Annotated in this window: 19 protein-coding genes; 10 read left to right on the forward strand and 9 right to left on the reverse strand. The window is 43.0% G+C overall.

The features are described 5' to 3' along the window. Positions 1-44 precede the first annotated feature (44 nt). The 3 genes from ypfJ to J4N22_RS17070 form a co-directional block, all read right to left on the reverse strand. Complete coding sequence (gene ypfJ / locus J4N22_RS17060; protein ID WP_207496676.1) at positions 45-881, reverse strand: KPN_02809 family neutral zinc metallopeptidase; 837 nt, start codon at positions 879-881, stop codon at positions 45-47. A 126-nt stretch (positions 882-1,007) separates the two neighbouring features. Beyond that, positions 1,008-2,555 (reverse strand): OmpP1/FadL family transporter, encoded by a 1,548-nt coding sequence (locus tag J4N22_RS17065; RefSeq protein WP_207496677.1) that lies wholly within the window; start codon positions 2,553-2,555, stop codon positions 1,008-1,010. Between the two features lie 114 nt (positions 2,556-2,669). Continuing rightward, positions 2,670-3,371 (reverse strand): hypothetical protein, encoded by a 702-nt coding sequence (locus tag J4N22_RS17070; protein WP_207496678.1) that lies wholly within the window; start codon positions 3,369-3,371, stop codon positions 2,670-2,672. A gap of 144 nt (positions 3,372-3,515) precedes the next feature. Between J4N22_RS17070 and proS the strand changes: the two genes are divergently transcribed. From proS to J4N22_RS17085, 3 genes are read left to right on the forward strand one after another with little or no spacing between them, the layout of a single operon-like run. Next, entirely contained in the window at positions 3,516-4,994 is a 1,479-nt protein-coding gene (gene proS, locus J4N22_RS17075; RefSeq protein ID WP_207496679.1) for a proline--tRNA ligase, read from the forward strand. A 6-nt stretch (positions 4,995-5,000) separates the two neighbouring features. After that, positions 5,001-5,321: a DUF2752 domain-containing protein gene (locus tag J4N22_RS20265; RefSeq protein WP_207496680.1), complete on the forward strand. Its 321-nt coding sequence runs from the start codon at positions 5,001-5,003 to the stop codon at positions 5,319-5,321. Position 5,322: 1 nt separating this feature from the next. Next, positions 5,323-5,673, forward strand: a complete 351-nt coding sequence (locus J4N22_RS17085) for a CCC motif membrane protein (RefSeq protein ID WP_207496681.1) — start codon at positions 5,323-5,325, stop codon at positions 5,671-5,673. 68 nt (positions 5,674-5,741) lie between these two features. Here the strand turns inward: J4N22_RS17085 and J4N22_RS17090 are convergent, their stop codons facing one another. Together J4N22_RS17090 and J4N22_RS17095 are read right to left on the reverse strand one after the other, a co-directional pair. Beyond that, positions 5,742-6,134, reverse strand: coding sequence for a VOC family protein (locus J4N22_RS17090; RefSeq protein ID WP_207496682.1), 393 nt, complete (start codon positions 6,132-6,134; stop codon positions 5,742-5,744). Between the two features lie 48 nt (positions 6,135-6,182). Beyond that, a complete protein-coding gene (locus J4N22_RS17095; protein ID WP_207496683.1) occupies positions 6,183-6,851 on the reverse strand; it encodes a YciE/YciF ferroxidase family protein in 669 nt (222 codons plus the stop codon). A gap of 81 nt (positions 6,852-6,932) precedes the next feature. On the opposite strand from J4N22_RS17095, the gene J4N22_RS17100 reads away from it, so the two are divergent. Further along, positions 6,933-7,715, forward strand: coding sequence for a hypothetical protein (locus J4N22_RS17100; RefSeq protein ID WP_207496684.1), 783 nt, complete (start codon positions 6,933-6,935; stop codon positions 7,713-7,715). Between the two features lie 186 nt (positions 7,716-7,901). On the opposite strand, the gene J4N22_RS17105 is transcribed toward J4N22_RS17100, so the two are convergent. The 3 genes from J4N22_RS17105 to J4N22_RS17115 all read right to left on the reverse strand — a co-directional run bounded on the left by J4N22_RS17105 (position 7,902) and on the right by J4N22_RS17115 (position 9,203). Next, positions 7,902-8,126 carry a hypothetical protein gene (locus J4N22_RS17105; RefSeq protein WP_207496685.1) on the reverse strand — a complete coding sequence of 75 codons (225 nt, stop codon included), beginning with the start codon at positions 8,124-8,126 and terminating at the stop codon, positions 7,902-7,904. Position 8,127: 1 nt separating this feature from the next. Beyond that, entirely contained in the window at positions 8,128-8,343 is a 216-nt protein-coding gene (locus J4N22_RS17110) for a hypothetical protein (RefSeq protein WP_207496686.1), read from the reverse strand. A 215-nt stretch (positions 8,344-8,558) separates the two neighbouring features. Further along, positions 8,559-9,203 (reverse strand): SH3 domain-containing protein, encoded by a 645-nt coding sequence (locus J4N22_RS17115; RefSeq protein ID WP_207496687.1) that lies wholly within the window; start codon positions 9,201-9,203, stop codon positions 8,559-8,561. Positions 9,204-9,499: 296 nt separating this feature from the next. Here J4N22_RS17115 and fbp point away from each other — a divergent pair, with 296 nt between their 5' ends. The 5 genes from fbp (at position 9,500) to J4N22_RS17140 (ending at position 13,464) form a co-directional block, all read left to right on the forward strand. Beyond that, entirely contained in the window at positions 9,500-10,519 is a 1,020-nt protein-coding gene (fbp, locus tag J4N22_RS17120) for a class 1 fructose-bisphosphatase (RefSeq protein WP_207496688.1), read from the forward strand. A gap of 8 nt (positions 10,520-10,527) precedes the next feature. Continuing rightward, positions 10,528-11,286 (forward strand): ABC transporter ATP-binding protein, encoded by a 759-nt coding sequence (locus tag J4N22_RS17125; RefSeq protein WP_207496689.1) that lies wholly within the window; start codon positions 10,528-10,530, stop codon positions 11,284-11,286. Positions 11,287-11,311: 25 nt separating this feature from the next. Continuing rightward, the gene (gene bamJ, locus J4N22_RS17130; protein ID WP_207496690.1) at positions 11,312-12,046 is read left to right on the forward strand and encodes a BamJ family beta-barrel-assembly machinery protein; all 735 of its coding nucleotides are present in this window, start codon (positions 11,312-11,314) and stop codon (positions 12,044-12,046) included. 156 nt (positions 12,047-12,202) lie between these two features. Continuing rightward, on the forward strand, positions 12,203-12,742 hold the full coding sequence (locus tag J4N22_RS17135; protein WP_207496691.1) for a YfiT family bacillithiol transferase: 540 nt from the start codon (positions 12,203-12,205) through the stop codon (positions 12,740-12,742). A gap of 149 nt (positions 12,743-12,891) precedes the next feature. After that, positions 12,892-13,464, forward strand: a complete 573-nt coding sequence (locus J4N22_RS17140) for an NUDIX hydrolase (RefSeq protein ID WP_207496692.1) — start codon at positions 12,892-12,894, stop codon at positions 13,462-13,464. Positions 13,465-13,515: 51 nt separating this feature from the next. On the opposite strand, the gene J4N22_RS17145 is transcribed toward J4N22_RS17140, so the two are convergent. Continuing rightward, positions 13,516-14,118: an NUDIX domain-containing protein gene (locus J4N22_RS17145; protein ID WP_207496693.1), complete on the reverse strand. Its 603-nt coding sequence runs from the start codon at positions 14,116-14,118 to the stop codon at positions 13,516-13,518. 95 nt (positions 14,119-14,213) lie between these two features. Here J4N22_RS17145 and J4N22_RS17150 point away from each other — a divergent pair, with 95 nt between their 5' ends. Beyond that, positions 14,214-16,280: a TonB-dependent receptor gene (locus tag J4N22_RS17150; protein ID WP_207496694.1), complete on the forward strand. Its 2,067-nt coding sequence runs from the start codon at positions 14,214-14,216 to the stop codon at positions 16,278-16,280. Positions 16,281-16,326 lie beyond the last annotated feature (46 nt).

The following is a 16,326-nucleotide window of genomic DNA, read 5'->3' on the forward strand; positions in this document are numbered from 1 at the left end:
AAATTCAATAATCCCAAATCTAAAATCTAAAATCTAAAGTTTCCCTACAGTTCATCCGTCTCAAAAGTATTGCCTTGCCTGATGTCACCAGTCTGGAAACCTTTCTTGAACCAACGCATACGTTGTGCAGAAGTGCCATGCGTGAAGGCATCGGGTACCACATGCCCTTGCGCCTGCTTTTGAAGCCGGTCATCGCCTATTGCATTTGCTGCGCCTAGTGCCTCTTCAATATCACCCGGATCAAGTATCTTCTTTGTCTTCTGTGCATGATGTGCCCAAACTCCAGCCAGGAAATCAGCCTGTAGTTCCAGCCTTACCGATGCCTGGTTATATTCTTTTTTGGAAACACTTCCCCGCATCTGGTGAAGCCGATTAGTTGTGCCTTGTAAATTTTGAATATGATGCCCTACCTCATGTGCTACCACGTAAGCCATGGCAAAATCACCCGGTGCTCCAAAGCGGTTATCCAGTTCTTTAAAAAATGATAGATCTATATAAACCTTTTTATCGCCGGGGCAGTAAAATGGACCAACAGCAGCACTTGCCGATCCGCATGCTGAATTTACTGCATTAGAAAACAAGACGAGGCGTGGTGGCTGGTACCCTGGTAACAACTCAGCCCAAACATCTTCGGTATCTTTTAAAACAACGGATACAAATTCAGCCAGCGTGTCTTCTGCTGCTGTTGCTTCCTGCGACAGCTCTCGTGGAGGAGCTTGTCCCGGCATTAGTTGTGGCGCCTGGTTAGGATCGCCGCCAAGAAGTAAATAAAGAACCAGCACAATCACTCCTCCTATACCGCCGCCTACTGCTAACCCGCCTCCTGATGCGCCTCTTCTGTCTTCTACATTTCCACTGCCTTGCCGGCCTCGCCACTGCATAATTTGATTTTACTTTTTATAATAAAATTCTTTGCCACCGTCAGCAGGTGTCTTACCGCATCATTGGTAGCATGTAAATAAAAACGGCATCAATTACTGATGCCGTTCTCCTACAAATATTGATGATTATAATTTGAAACCAAAGGTCAGTACCACATTTCCCCGGCTGCCAGTCTGGTTGGCGAAGGTGTTTGCCTTATCAGCTAAACGATAAGGGAAATGAACATCTTTCAGGAAGTTGTGCGCATAAGAAAGATCGATGAACATGCCTTTATCCCTATAGCCTAAACCACCTGTTGCCTGTATGATATTAGACTGTAACTCTTTGTCTTTATAAGGGCTGCCATAGTAGGCGCCACCCAATCTGAACATGATCGTATTGAACTTCAATTCGCCACCAAGCCTGAAGTTGAATGCACCACGGTAATAGTCACGGATCACTTGTTTCATTTGGTCGTAGTATTCAATATCAGAATAATCTGCATAGTCGCTTTTTTCCCTGAAGCCAGCATTCGAATAACCTACATATTCAATGTCAGCAGTTACAAAAGCACGCTGCCTGCGGGTATCATTTACTTCTCTGAAAACATACGATCCACTCACCATAGCTTTCCATGGAGTTATTGCCAGGTAGTCGGTTTGTCCAGCGCCATTGTTATTGGTAAATAAAGAAGATCCAGCAGTCTTAAGTCCATTATATCCTTCGGTGTCGGCAGTAAGTTCAGAAGACTGGTTGTCGGTCATGCTATAGATAGTAGGCGTATGTAAAGCAACTCCAAGGCGTATTTGCTCTTGTGGTTTGAAGATGACACCAAGCTTTGCATTGATACCAACGCCCGTAGTTTTTACCCGGTCTCTTAGTTCAAAAAAATTGAAGTTGTTATTGTTGTTGCCAGAAATATCAGACTCACGGTAAGTGGTTATTCTTTCATGAGCCACGAAAGGTATACCTACAGAACCTCCTATGTAAAGCTTGTCATCCATATTGGCAGCATAACCTACCGCTAATTCTGTTGAGCCACCTGTGGTTCTTACTGTGTTCTTTTGTTCCAGCGCTAATCCCTGCTGCAGTAAAAATTCAGGAAGACCTCTAACCTCAAGCTGGTTGTTGTTGTTTCTAAACGTATCTACCAGGTAAGTATATAAAGCAGGAGCGGTACCAAAAGCAAGCCTTGGATCATTAATGGCTTCATCAATTGAATAACGGTTGCTGCTAACTGCTTCAGCAAAAACTTCCGTCATGCTGCTATAGTTGTTGGTGCCGCGGTACGAAAAAGTATTGTTGAAGTTGGCCACAGTGTTGATGCCAATACTTAAAGCCTGGCTTGTCCATTTGCTGCCTGGTGTATTAAAGCCTATTACCAAACCACTTGTTCCTAAATTGAATGTTGATTTGTTGGTGGATGTATCACTTCCCCTGTAGTTAAACTTATTGTTGTTCAGTTTGAAGCCGGGCGTCAGGACAATTTCCCTTGTTTTAAAAAGTCCCAGACCTGCAGGGTTCATGTAAAGAGCGCTGATGTCGCCGCCAAGAGAACCCATTGCTCCACCTATAGCCATATTGCGGGCAGAGCCATTTACAGGAAAGTAGCTATATCGTAAAACATCTTCGGGTAATTGGGCAACTGCATGAATACTAGTAAATGCAGTTAAGGCAAGTAAAATTTTTTTCATACAAGTATTGTTAATGAAAACCGTACCCGTGATGTAGATACGGTTTTCATAGTTTATGATGTTTTTGAAAATGATGTTTGTGAGGAAGTGCACTGCTTTTACAGCGTCGCAAGATTAGTTGCCTCCTCTTGCAGGACGAGATACTCCACCACCAGAAGAACTTGAGCCAGATGAAGAAGACCTTGCAGGAGAACTGCTGCTACTGCTAGAAGAAGGGTTGTAGGCCCTGGAAGGCGTAGTGCTGTAAGTGCTGCCAGAATTGGAGTTGCTATAAGTACCGGTAGAAGGTGTTGGTGTAAATACTTTTCTTATAGAATTTCCAAGGTTGCTATTGTTATAATTTGAATTGGAATAACCCTGCAGCGAAGGCCTGCTGGCTCTTGAAGGTGGCCTGGTAACTTGCTTATTGATCACTACAGGATAACCACCGTAACCTACCATAGGATTCCAGCCATTGTAGAAGTAAGAAGAACCCCAGATTGGACGATTGTATACAAAGTGCCAGTTGTTGTTCCAGCCATAGGTGTTGTAATAACCATAGTTCATCATCATATGGTTATACCTGCTGTCGTACCAATAATCATAATCGTCTATGGTAGACCAGCGGGTGCGATTACGAACTTTCATGCGCAGGTATTGGTCATCTTGTTTTGTATAGTCTTCGTACCTGTCTCTTGTAGTTTCTTTCTTAGCTACAAAATCTTTGGCTGGAGAGTAATAAACATCATCGGGTGTTTGCCCGGCTTTATATGCTGTAGAGCAGCTTGCAAGAGTGATGATGCAAACAAATAGAGCGAGTAGAGTTTTGTTGTTCATATGAACAGGTTTTAGAGCGTTATTAAATATGAAGTTACTACTTTTGCGACGCTTTTTTAGCAGTTGACAACTGAGCATCAAACTGTTTGCCGCATTCCTGGCTGTTTAATCTTCTTTTGTTAATTATTAGGTAAATACAACTGTATGAGTAAAGAGATCACTTCGCGTTCGCAAGATTATTCCCAATGGTATAACGACCTGATCATCAAGGGTGGTTTAGCAGATTATAGTGCAGTAAGAGGATGCATGGTGATAAAGCCATATGGTTATGCGCTTTGGGAAAATATGCGCGATGAACTCGACAGGATGTTCAAAGAAACAGGTCATCAGAATGCTTATTTCCCGCTTTTCGTGCCTAAAAGTTTGTTTGAAAAAGAAGAGAAGAATGCCGAAGGTTTTGCAAAAGAATGTGCGGTTGTTACACACTACAGGCTAAAGAACAATCCAGATAAGGCAGGTGCTTTGATGGTAGATCCTGAAAGTAAGCTGGAAGAAGAGCTGGTGGTGCGTCCTACCAGTGAAGCTATCATCTGGAACACCTACAAAACATGGATCCAAAGCTACCGCGATCTTCCAATCCTTGTTAACCAATGGGCGAACGTGGTTCGTTGGGAAATGCGTACGCGTTTGTTTTTACGTACTGCCGAATTTCTTTGGCAGGAAGGTCATACCGCACATGCTACCAAAGAAGAGGCGATAGAAGAAACAGTAAAAATGCTGGAAGTATATGCGCATTTTGCTGAGCATTATATGGCTATGCCTGTTATAAAAGGTGTGAAGAGTGAGAATGAAAGATTTGCAGGTGCAGAAGATACATATTGTATAGAAGCCCTGATGCAAGATGGAAAAGCACTGCAGGCAGGTACTTCACATTTCCTGGGTCAGAACTTCGCCAAGGCATTTGATGTAAAATTTAGCGATAAGAATAACAAGCTGGATTATGTATGGGCAACCAGCTGGGGTGTGAGTACACGACTGATAGGTGCATTGGTAATGGCACACAGCGATGACGATGGTTTAATCCTTCCTCCGCGTATTGCGCCATTCCAGGTGGTGATCGTTCCAATTTTTAAAGGAGAGGAGCAGAAGCAAAAGATAGATGAGAAGGTGCATGCACTGGTAAAAGAATTAAAAGCTGCAGGCATTCGTGTAAAATACGATGATAACGATGCAGCTCGCCCGGGATGGAAATTTGCTGAATACGAAATGAAAGGTGTGCCGGTTCGTTTGGCCATTGGAGCACGCGACCTGGAGAATAATGTTGTAGAGGTAGCTCGCAGAGATACGAAAGAAAAAATGACCATGTCATTTGACGGGCTGGCTATAAGTATAGGCAAGTTGCTGGATGCTATACAAGAGAATATTTATAACAAGGCAAAGACCTTCAGGGACGCCAACATCACTCGTGCTGATAACTGGGATGATTTTGTAAAGCTACTGGATGAGAAGGCTGGATTTATTTCTGCGCATTGGGATGGTACGGGTGAAACGGAAGATAAGATCAAGGAGATGACCAAGGCTACCATCAGGTGTATACCGCTGAATAACGATAAGGAAGAAGGTAAATGTATACTGACAGGTAAGCCTTCGGAGCAGAGAGTACTGTTTGCACGTGCTTATTAATATAACATGTTTTACTACCTGCTAATACTAGATTGGCTGGAGAAGCACTTACTACAGTGCCCGACAAAAGCGCTGCTCAATATCGATTGCCCGGGCTGTGGCATCCAGCGTAGCTTTCTCCTTTTAGTGAAGGGAAATATTGTTGAAAGTATACTAATGTATCCTGCACTGATACCTATTCTATTTCTTCTCATTTACACCATTCTTCATCTTAGGTATAAGTTTGAAAAGGGCGCCAGGAACATAAAGATTTTTCACATAGTGACTGCTTCCATAATTGTTTGCTTCTATATTTACAAAATAGTAAACCACAAACTAATTGCGTAAAATGGAAAACAACTATTACCAAGGTTATCAAGCACAGGAACCTTTACCAAACTCTACGGCTATTCTTGTTTTGGGAATTAGTTCTATTGTAGGCTGCTTTTGTTATGGACTTCCGGGAACTGTTTTAGCCATCATTTCACTTGTACTTGCTTCTAAGTCGAAGCAATTGTACAATGCAAATCCTACAGCATACACACCCGGATCGGTAAGCAATATGAACACCGGGAGAATATGTGCCATCATTGGATTAACGATATCTATTTTGTTTTTAGCATTAGCGATCTTTGGTATCGCTTATTTCGGAATGGAAGCTTTGCGCAATCCTGAAGAATACATGAAGCGTTACGAATAATCAACTTCTATATTGAAGCCTTGTTGTTGTAACATTTTACAACAACAAGGCTTTTTTTATGCTGGTAGTTACTTATCCCAAAGACCTGCTTCAACAATCTCTACCAAATGACCATCAGGATCATTGAAATAGCAGGAGCGTACGCCGTTTGGCCATTCATGCTCGTGTACAATTTTTACGTGTTGTTGCTGCAGTTCAGATAAAGTAGCAGCATAATCTGCTTTTGCTACCTCAAATGCAAAATGAATAACACCACTGGCTCCATGTGGAGGAAGTATTTTTTCTTGTTCGGTTTTGGCTGCAATAAAACATAGAAGTACAGAACTGCCTGCCCTAAAAAAAACATGTCGTCCTTCTACAAGCGAAATCATAGGAAGACCAAGCTTACCATGGTAAAACTGCCTTGTCGCCTCCAGGTCCTTTACATAAAGGCAAGTCTCTTTTATCTGTGAAATTTTCATGAAGCAGTTTTTGGTTTACCTACAGCGGAGCAGTTTTTACCTATTATCTCAATGTCCTCGTGATTCACCGGAAGAATATCCCCTGTGGGACCTGCCTGCGCGACCGCCTGGCGATTGAATTGTCCGCTCATTTATCACCACCTTACCTGTAGTTGATGGGGTAGTCTCACCAGAGTTGTTGACGGTAGCTTCTTTCTCAAAATTGCTTTCTTCTACATCGGGTGGAGCGGCTTCTTTATTATAACCTGAAGTAGCAAGTGCTGTCAGCAGGTCATCCGCATCGTACTCTTCGTTAAGCGTTTCCAGCAGCATCTGCTCCACTTCATGCAGGTGAAGCTGCTGGGCATATGCCACGGCTGTTCCATATGAGCATATTTCATAGTGCTCCATTTTCTGGACGCTAAAAATGATGGCAGGATCAATAGCATCTTTTGATATAGGTGAACCTATGATTTCAGTAGCTTCTTGTATTAAGCCTTGCATTCCTTTACAAACGGTCTCTTTGTTTCCGTCACTTTCTAATACTCGCAGGATCTTTTCAAGGCGTTTCACCTGCTCACCTGTTTGTTGGTGATGATGTTGTAGTGCATTCTTCAGCGAACGATGATTTGCTTTCTCTATTATTTGCGGGATGGCTTCCTGTGACTGTACCTCTGCACTTCTCATCTGCGTGACCAGGTGAATTAGCAGGTCCTGGAGATCATTGATGTCTTTCATATGGCTTTTCTTAAATGTCGGAAAAAATTATGCCTTTTGCAAAATGCTGAATGCCTTACATTGAAAGCTGATTCTAAACCAATGACTAAGAACAGCTTCATCAAACTAACCATTCCTGCTTTTGCTTTTGCAACAATTACTATGCTTTTTACCGCCTGCGGCTTCGGCTCTTCAGGCAATAAACTGTGGTTCTTTACCCACCACGGAGGAAGTTCAGATGCAGGAAGTTTTAAGCCTTCTCATTTTATTTACCTGAAAAACGATGGCAGCTTCACAGCTGACCTAGGGATGTTTGAACATGGAACATGGGACAGGGCGGGAGACAACCTGGTGCTTACCAACAACAATAGAAAGATCACAACTTTAAGTATAGAAAAAGAAAGTAAAAAGGAGCTGCAGGTAAAGGTGAAGCATTCAATCTCTCATTTTGAAGCGCAGCCTGCAGAATTTGAGACAAATGATGCAGATCCTTTTTCACTGGCTAACAACCAATGGCGGCTACGTGCCACAGGAAAAGAATCTGCTAAAGAAATAAGAGAACGCCTCATCAACCACTGTAAATTTTGGGAGGCATATTTTACATGGGGCATCGCCAGTGATCTTTCTACATTAGATGTGCGTAGTACGCCTACACCTATAAAGATCTACGGCAATGGGGTAGGGCTTAAAGGATATGATGATCTTCCCCCTGCCTGGTGTTCCTATTTTTATGATACTACCGACTGTTATATGGCCACCGATATCTTGAGGGAGACGTTCAGGAAAAACGAGATAGAATGGCCTAAGACGGAGAATAAGTTCAAGATATTTCTTTCCGCATTCCAGCAGATAAGAACGCATTTACAAAAAGGCAGCAATAATTAATTGCTGCCTTTTCTTTTACAAGTATTCCTTTAACAGGTCCTTTGATGTATGCTCTATGTGTTCAATAACTTCTTTTTTGTCCTCGCTTTTTAGGCGGGTAAAAAGGAAGTATCCAACTGCTATCAGGCCTGCTGTTAATAGTGTGCTCCTGTTATGTAACATGACTTCTGATTTTATTTAAATCAATTAATCCGCACCGGCGGATGGTTCTTTTGTGGAGTCAGTACCAGGTTCAGCGTAACTTCTTTTTCCATAGTTGCCTTCCTGCACTTCTTCAGCAGCATCCGGAATTGCCTCCCTATCTGGTGGTCGTGAAGGTGGCTCATCATTAGCTGGCAGCTCATTTCTTGGCACCTCCCGCATCTTCGTTACCTGGTCAATAACTGTCTCCCTGTTTTCCTGCTCGTTCATACTAATCTTCTTTATTCTGATTGGCTTTATTAGCAGCTTGCTCTGCTTCTTCACCTGAAAGTGTGCGAGGACCATCTGTTACATTCTGTGCTTCCTCTTCAAAATTTATCGGCTGGTCACCAGGCATTTCAGGCTGGCCATATTTATCAGGATTGGTGCCTGCAAAATCTGATTGCTTGTGCCCTGTTGCTTCGTTATGATCATTTGCTTTGTCCATAGTATTTAGTTTTCAGATTCTGCTAAAAAGAACATGCCGCAAATGATCTACAGCTGCAGGTGTTATAGTAGTTCAGCAAGAAGGAGCAATAAGAAAGAAGTAACTAAGCAGCAGGAATGCACTTGATGAAATGATGTTTACCCTTACAAGAGTTTGCGAAGTGTAGAAAGAAGAGAATAATGAACAATAAAAAAGGGAAGCGAACTTCCCTTTTCCTATTTCAATACGTTGTTCTTAATGAACCCGGTAGATGTGCTTCCGGGCGTGCCTACGATCTTTTTTACCGTAACGTGCGACCAGCCGTTGTTTGATTTCATTACTGAAACGATACTACCTGCCTGCAGCACAGTGATAGGATCAAATTCTAACCCGGGGCCTGAGCGTAGGTGAACATCATTAGTAAGCGTTACATCATATTCATTTCCTGTAGCTACCGGCTCAGCTTTCTTTTTTACAGGTGTTGATTTAACTGCACTATTAGATGCTGTGGTATTCCCCAGTTGCAACTTCAACTGATCTGGCGATTGAACAATGATCTCAGGCATTCCACGGTATTCCACCAGTTTGCCGGTAACACATACATCAGTGTTAGGATAATATTCTTCCGGCTTGAACGGGAACTTATTCCTATCGCCTTCAAAAATGGCAATGGTTACCAGTTGATTTGGATAATTGCCTCCAAGGTTCAGCAGGGTTGGTTGATTTTTGCTGCTGGGCAAGAACTTTGCGCTGTAAATTTTTCCGCAAATTGATACCACTTCACCAATATGCTTTTTCGCATCAATGGCATTAATACTCACTTGGGAATTAGCGCCTATAGTCAATACCATAGCCATAGCTAGCAATACATTTCTCTTCATATAAGGTACAGATTAAGGCCGCTAATGTAGGGAAAGTTTATTCGCTTGCTGCAGCGCATATATTTTTCTTTTAATAAATAATTCCAGAAAAGTAGATGATATAGTGGCTTGGAAACTAAATTTCCTGCAAACGAGCATTAAGGGCAAAATGTTTAATATATACTGCTGTAAGTATTTCTACATAAGAAGTTGCCTATCTTTCGGCACTTTACAGCAAAATTTTGAACACCAATAGGTAGAAAACACTGTCTACTATAACTTTAAACTTTTGAATAACTACTAAAACCAATATAAGAATGTCGAATATCAACCGCAGGGTACAGACTTTAGATGAATTTACAATTCAGCAGCTACGCGAGTTTCCACAGGCTACAGGCGAATTAAGTATGTTGTTAAGGGATATTGGTCTTGCAGCTAAGCGTGTAAATGTAGAAGTAAACAAAGCTGGTTTGGTAGACATTCTTGGTGAAGCAGGTAGTGTGAACGTGCAGGGAGAAGATGTAAAGAAACTGGATGTTTTTGCAAACAACCAGTTCATTGGTGTACTTAAACACGGTATAAGCTGCGCAGGTGTTGGTAGTGAAGAGAATGATGACATTGTAGTTTTTGATGATGATGTAAGCAACAACAGCAAATACGTGCTACTGATGGATCCGCTTGATGGTAGTGGAAATATAGATGTGAACGTTTCTATTGGAACCATTTTTAGCGTCTACCGCCGTGTGAGCGAAAGAGGTAAGCCTTGTACTATTGAAGATTTTCTGCAGCCGGGCAACCAGCAGGTAGCCGCTGGTTATATTATTTATGGATCAAGCACCATGTTGGTGTATGCTACGCGTCGTGGAGTAAATGGATTCACGCTTGATCCTTCAATCGGCGAATTTTGCCTGAGCCATCCTAACATACAATGTCCTGAAAGCGGCAATATCTACTCTGTAAACCACGGTAATTTCTTCCGTTATGAAGAGGGCGTTCGCAAATACATCAATGTTTGCCAGGCCAAAGAAAAATCTACTGGCGGTCCATACACACAGCGTTATATAGGAAGTATGGTGGCCGATGTGCATCGCAACCTCATCAAAGGTGGCATCTTTATGTACCCTGGCACCATAGATAAACCTAAAGGCAAGTTGCGCCTGCTGTACGAGTGCAATCCATTTGCATTCATAGTAGAAAAAGCTGGTGGTAAAGCAACTGACGGTACCCGCAGAATTTTAGACATCGTTCCTACAGAATTGCACCAGCGTTCACCTTTCTTTATTGGAAGCCGCAAGATGATGGAAGAACTGGAATCGCATACGCAAGGCGTTAATTGAAATATTGGATGAAGAAGATCATTGAGGTAAAAGACCTGGTAAAGAATTATGGAAATTTCCAGGCAGTGAAGGGGATAAGTTTTGACGTATTTGAAGGTGAGATTTTCGGACTTCTTGGTCCAAATGGTGCAGGCAAGAGTACTACACTAGAGATCATCGAAACCTTGCGCGACAAGACCAGCGGTAAAGTTTATGTAGATGGCCACGACCTGGACACCCATCCAAACCATATAAAGAAGATAATGGGTGTTCAGTTGCAGGCTTCCGGTTATTATCCCGGTCTTAACCTTACTGAACTGATACATCTTTTCAACGGGTTGTACAACCGCCATACAGATGTAATGGAGCTGCTCGACCTGGTAAACCTGCGCGATAAAGCAAAGGCTAAATTCAAGGAATTGAGCGGCGGGCAGAAGCAACGATTTTCAGTCGCTACTACACTCATCAACGAGCCAAAGATCATTTTCTTAGATGAGCCCACCACAGGGCTCGACCCGCAGGCACGTCGCAGCCTGTGGGACCTTATCCGCAACATCCGCGCAAAAGGCACCACCGTTATCATCACTACTCACTATATGGATGAAGCCGAAGTGCTTTGCGATAGGGTAGCTGTGGTAGATAACGGCAAAATCATAGCCATCGATACGCCTGATAAGTTAATAGACGATCTTGTCTCCACCGGCTTCGAACGCCCAAAAAGTGTTAAAGCTGCTACGTTAGAAGATGTTTTTATACATCTTACAGGCAAAAGTCTTCGCGAAGATTAGTTTATTCGTTTCACAAAAATAAAATATGAAAAAGTCACTCCTGGGAATTGGTGTACTGGCAATGTGTGTTTCAGTGCAGGCCCAAACAAAAACTACTAAACCTGCAGCTAAGCCAGCAGCTAAACCAGCGCCTACAGCTGCCGCCGCACTTAAAACAACCAACGACAGCCTTTCTTATGCATTTGGTGTTTCTCTTGGTTCTTACCTCAAAAGCCAGGACATTAAGACCATAAACTTTGCAGTAATGAACAAGGCAATTGACCAGACATTGAAAGGTCAGCCAACTACCCTGGATATGAACGCTGCCAACCAGCTGATGGGACGTATGGCAGAAGAAAAGAGCCGTAAAGCAAGTGGCGCCGAAAAAGAAAAGGGCATTGCTTTTCTTGCGCAAAACAAGAAGCGTTCAGGTGTAGTAGAAACAGCAACAGGCCTCCAGTACGAGATCATTACAGCAGGTACAGGTCCTAAGCCTACGGCTGCTGATACCATTGTAGCGCATTATCGTGGTACGCTTATCAATGGCAACGAATTCGATAATTCTTATTCTCGTGGCGAGCCTATCACCATACCTGTTTCAGGTGTTATTGCTGGCTGGACAGAAGCCCTTCAGTTGATGCCTGTTGGCAGCAAGTGGAAACTATTCATTCCGTCTGCATTGGCTTATGGCGATTATGGTCCTGGTCCTGAGATCCCAGGTGGCGCTACCCTTGTTTTCGATGTAGAACTTTTAAGCATTAAAGGCAAGGCCGACAGGTAATACCTTCTTATCTTTCTAGCCGTTTAGTAGCGATTGTTGTGTATGGAACCAGCAGTGAAGCGTAACTCAAATTTTGTTGTGTCACACACTTGTACTGATTGTTCTTTGCGCGGCAGGCACTTCTAAACGGCTTTTTTGTTCATCAATCATGCAGCCATGACAACTACTAACATTGATCCACGTTACCCGATCGGGGAGTTTCAACTGCAGCCTTTTAGTCACAAGCTAAAGGAGCAATACCTAACGGATCTTACTTTTCTTCCTACAGATGTAGAGATGGCTGTACTCAATCTTGATGAACCTCAACTGGACACTCCTTATCGCGAAGGCGGCTGGACGATCCGTCAACTGGTTCACCACATTGCTGATAGCCATATGAACGCCTACATCCGCTTCAAGCTGGCAATGACGGAGGATAATCCTACCATTACACCTTACCAGGAAAAACACTGGGCAAACCTGGCTGATGTGTACGATGAACCAATCAATATGTCTATCACCTTGCTGCATGCACTGCATCGCAGGCTGGTAACAGCACTTCGCAGCATTGAAGATGGTGACTGGGAAAGCCGCAGTGTTTTTCATCCGGGTCACCAGCGTAAACTAACGCTATGGGAGTTACTCGGTATATATAGCTGGCACAGCCGCCATCATGTAGCACATATTAAGGCACTTAGAGAAGAAAAGGGTTGGTGAGGAGAGAAAGTCACAAGTCAAAGACAAAAATCAAAAGTCAAAAAGCAAAAGGTACAAACCTGGAACCAGGAACAAGAAACTAGAAACTAAAAACTAGAAACCAGAAACCCAAACCTCACACCTCTTACCCCACACCTCAAACCTCACCCATGAAATGGCAGCTTCTTTCTTCTGAATACTTATTTACCGATTCGTGGTTGCGGGCACGCCGTGACCGATGCCTGCGACCCGATGGGCAGGAGGTGTATCCTTACTATGTAATGGAATATCCTACATGGGTTACTGCAGTTGCGCTTACAGAAGATAACCAGGTAGTATTGGTAAAGCAATACCGCCACGCTCTTGGTGAAGTGTGTATAGAAACACCCGGTGGTTGTGTAGATGCTACTGATACCGACAATGCAGAAGCTGTAAAACGCGAACTGCTGGAAGAGACTGGTTATGCTTTCAATGAGGTGCATTATCTCGGCCGCACATCGCCTAACCCTTCTACAAATAATAACCTGATGCACCTATACCTTTTGCGAGGCGGCAAAAAAGTTCAGGAGCAGGAGTTAGATCAAAATGAAGATATAGAGGTGGTGCTGGTATCACTGGATGAATTGAAAAATATGCTGGAGCGCAACGAGATCATCCAAGCTATGCACGTAACCTGTATCTTTTATGCATTGCAAAAGCTGGAAAAACTACAAGGGCAATACCAGCAGGAAAGTATTCATTAAAACCTAAAGGTTAATGCATTTCTTGTAAGAGAAGATGCTTTTAACTACCTGCTACAGTACATCAAAAACTTTTTCTGGTGTAAACACATGCAGCTTTGCATATTGCAGTAGCTGTACTGTTTTTGCATCACGGATAGTGCCGTTTTCTATCATCAGGTAAGCATCCTTGAACGCCATTTCAAGCACCTCAATATTCTCCTGTTCGTCATCTAATCCACCTCCATCGCTTACCTTATTTCCTGGTTGGTAACGGGCAATATAGTAGTGCAGTTTTTCTGTGGTAGCACCAGGAGAAGAGTATAGTTCAAATATCTTTTCTACATCTTCTACTTTATATCCTGTTTCTTCTTCTATTTCGCGTACAATGGTTTCATCCGCTGAACCATCTTCTATAATACCAGCGCATGCTTCTATCATCATGCCGCTATCATTTCCATTGAGCATAGTGGCTACTCTAAACTGACGAGTAAGTATCACAGTCTCTTTTTCTACATTATACAATAGAACAGTAGCGCCATTGGCTGTATGATATACTTCGCGCTTTTGCTCTTCTGCTTGTCCTTCTTTATTAGCAAGATCGAATGTGACTTTCTTAAGTGTAAAAAACCCATCTGATAAAACTTCTTCTTTCTTTATGGTTACTTTATTTTCCATGCATGTTGTTTAACTATAGGATGCAAATCTTATGCTACTGCATTCGACAAGTTTTTCGGGTACGATTTTCATATATTTTGTAGCAATCAAAGTATATGAAATTTAGCTGCTTATTAGCCACACTCGTAGTACCTGCTTTAGTTTTTTCACAAGAAGTAACAGATACTATACAATCAACCGGCAATTATCAGGCAACTGTGCGGGCTTATGAACAATACCGTGCTATTGGTGATGTGCCTGCCGCTATCAACTATGTAAGTAGAAATGACTTAAACCGTTTTTCTAACACCAGTATTGTACCTGCACTTAACGCAACCGCCGGCGTAAGAATGGAAGAGCGTTCTCCCGGCAGCTACCGGCTCAATATCCGCGGCAGTTCTTTGCGTTCTCCCTTTGGAGTGCGCAATGTAAAAGTGTATTATAATGATATTCCTTTTACCGATCCGGGTGGACATACTTACCTGAACCAATTGGGCTTTTACAACATTCAATCACTTGAAGTAATTAAAGGGCCGGGTAGTAGTTTATATGGTGCAGGTACGGGAGGCGTAATGCTCATAAATAATGATGCAAGTTTGCGGCAGGCAGGAGTGATAGTTGACCAGGTGGTAGGTAGCTTTGGAACGAGCAATACAAATATCAATATCAACTTTGGTAGCGACCGGCACAGGAGCATGGTAAATTATCAACACCAACAAAGCGATGGCTACCGTCAACATTCAGCCATGCGGCGCGATGTGTTGTCATGGGAAGCTACTTCTCATCTTTCTGCAAAAGATAAACTTACGGCTACCTTTTTATACGGCGACCTGTTCTACCAAACACCTGGCGCTCTTACACGTGCAGAATATGAAGCCAATCCAGCTATGGCTCGTCCTGCGGTTGGTTTTATACCAGGATCTGCAGATGTTGGTGCTTCTATTAGGCAACGTACATTTTTAGCGGGAGCTTCCTACCGGCATCTTTTTAATGAACGATGGCAAAGTACAACTTCATTATACGGAGCTTTTACTGGTTTAGAAAATCCAACCATACGCAATTACGGCCGGGCCAATGAGCCACACGTAGGTGGAAGAAGTTCTGTTACCTACAGCAATACATTTGGTGTTACAAAACTGAGCTGGCAGGCGGGCGCTGAACTGCAGCAAGGTTTTACGACTATACGGATCTATGACAACCGTGGCGGCCGTCCTGATACATTACGTTCCGATGATGAGATAAATAACCTGGCGTATTTTCTTTTCTCGCAGTTAAACCTGGAGCACAACAGGTGGAACTTTTCATTAGGAGCAAGCTACAACCAACAACAGCTACGACTTATTCACCTCACGCCATTGCCTTACCGGCAGAGCAATATCAACTTCAATAATAAGCTGGCGCCAAGGCTGGCGGTTCTGTATAAAATAAAGCCAACCGTTTCTCTTTACACTTCTTTATCTCGTGGATTTTCTCCGCCTACTACTGCAGAACTATATCCAACAGGCAGCATTTCCAATCCTAACCTGCAGGCAGAAGAAGGGTGGAACTACGATATTGGCTTGAAGGGAAATGTATATTCGCCGCGGCTATTTGTTGATGTAAATGCATTTTACTTCAGGCTGCAGAACACCATTGTGCAGCGGCGTGATGCTGCAGGAGGTGATTATTTTGAAAATGCAGGTAGCACCCGCCAGCGTGGATTAGAAGCACAGGCCTGGTACCAGCTGTTTCCCCGCAGTGCCACTTTTGCTCCAAGCAGGTTGTGGATGAACTATACCTACTATCATTTCAGGTACAAAGACTTTAAGCAAGTCACCAATGACTTTTCAGGGAATCGTTTACCTGGTGTAGCACCACATACTGTGGGGGCTGGTGCAGATATCAGCTTAAAAAAAGGCTTTTACACCAACCTTACGTACCAGTTCGTTGATGATATTCCTTTGAATGATGCCAATTCAGCTATTGCTGAAAGCTTTCACTTGCTTACTGCCCGATTTGGATTTAGACGATCAATTGAAGGAAGATACACCATTGATGTGTTTGCAGGTGGTGATAACCTGCTGAACATGCGGTATAGCCTGGGAAATGATATCAATGGTTTTGGTGGAAGGTTTTTCAATGCCGCTCCTGCACGCAATTATTTTGCAGGTGTTTCCGTTGGGGTATTGAAAAGGCAGCAGTAAATATTAGTTCTTCCTGCTGGTAATTTAAAACAAGTGAATTGGTTTA

Origin of the sequence: Aridibaculum aurantiacum, from assembly GCF_017355875.1 — a bacterium.
Taxonomy (GTDB): Bacteria; Bacteroidota; Bacteroidia; order Chitinophagales; family Chitinophagaceae; genus Segetibacter; species Segetibacter aurantiacus.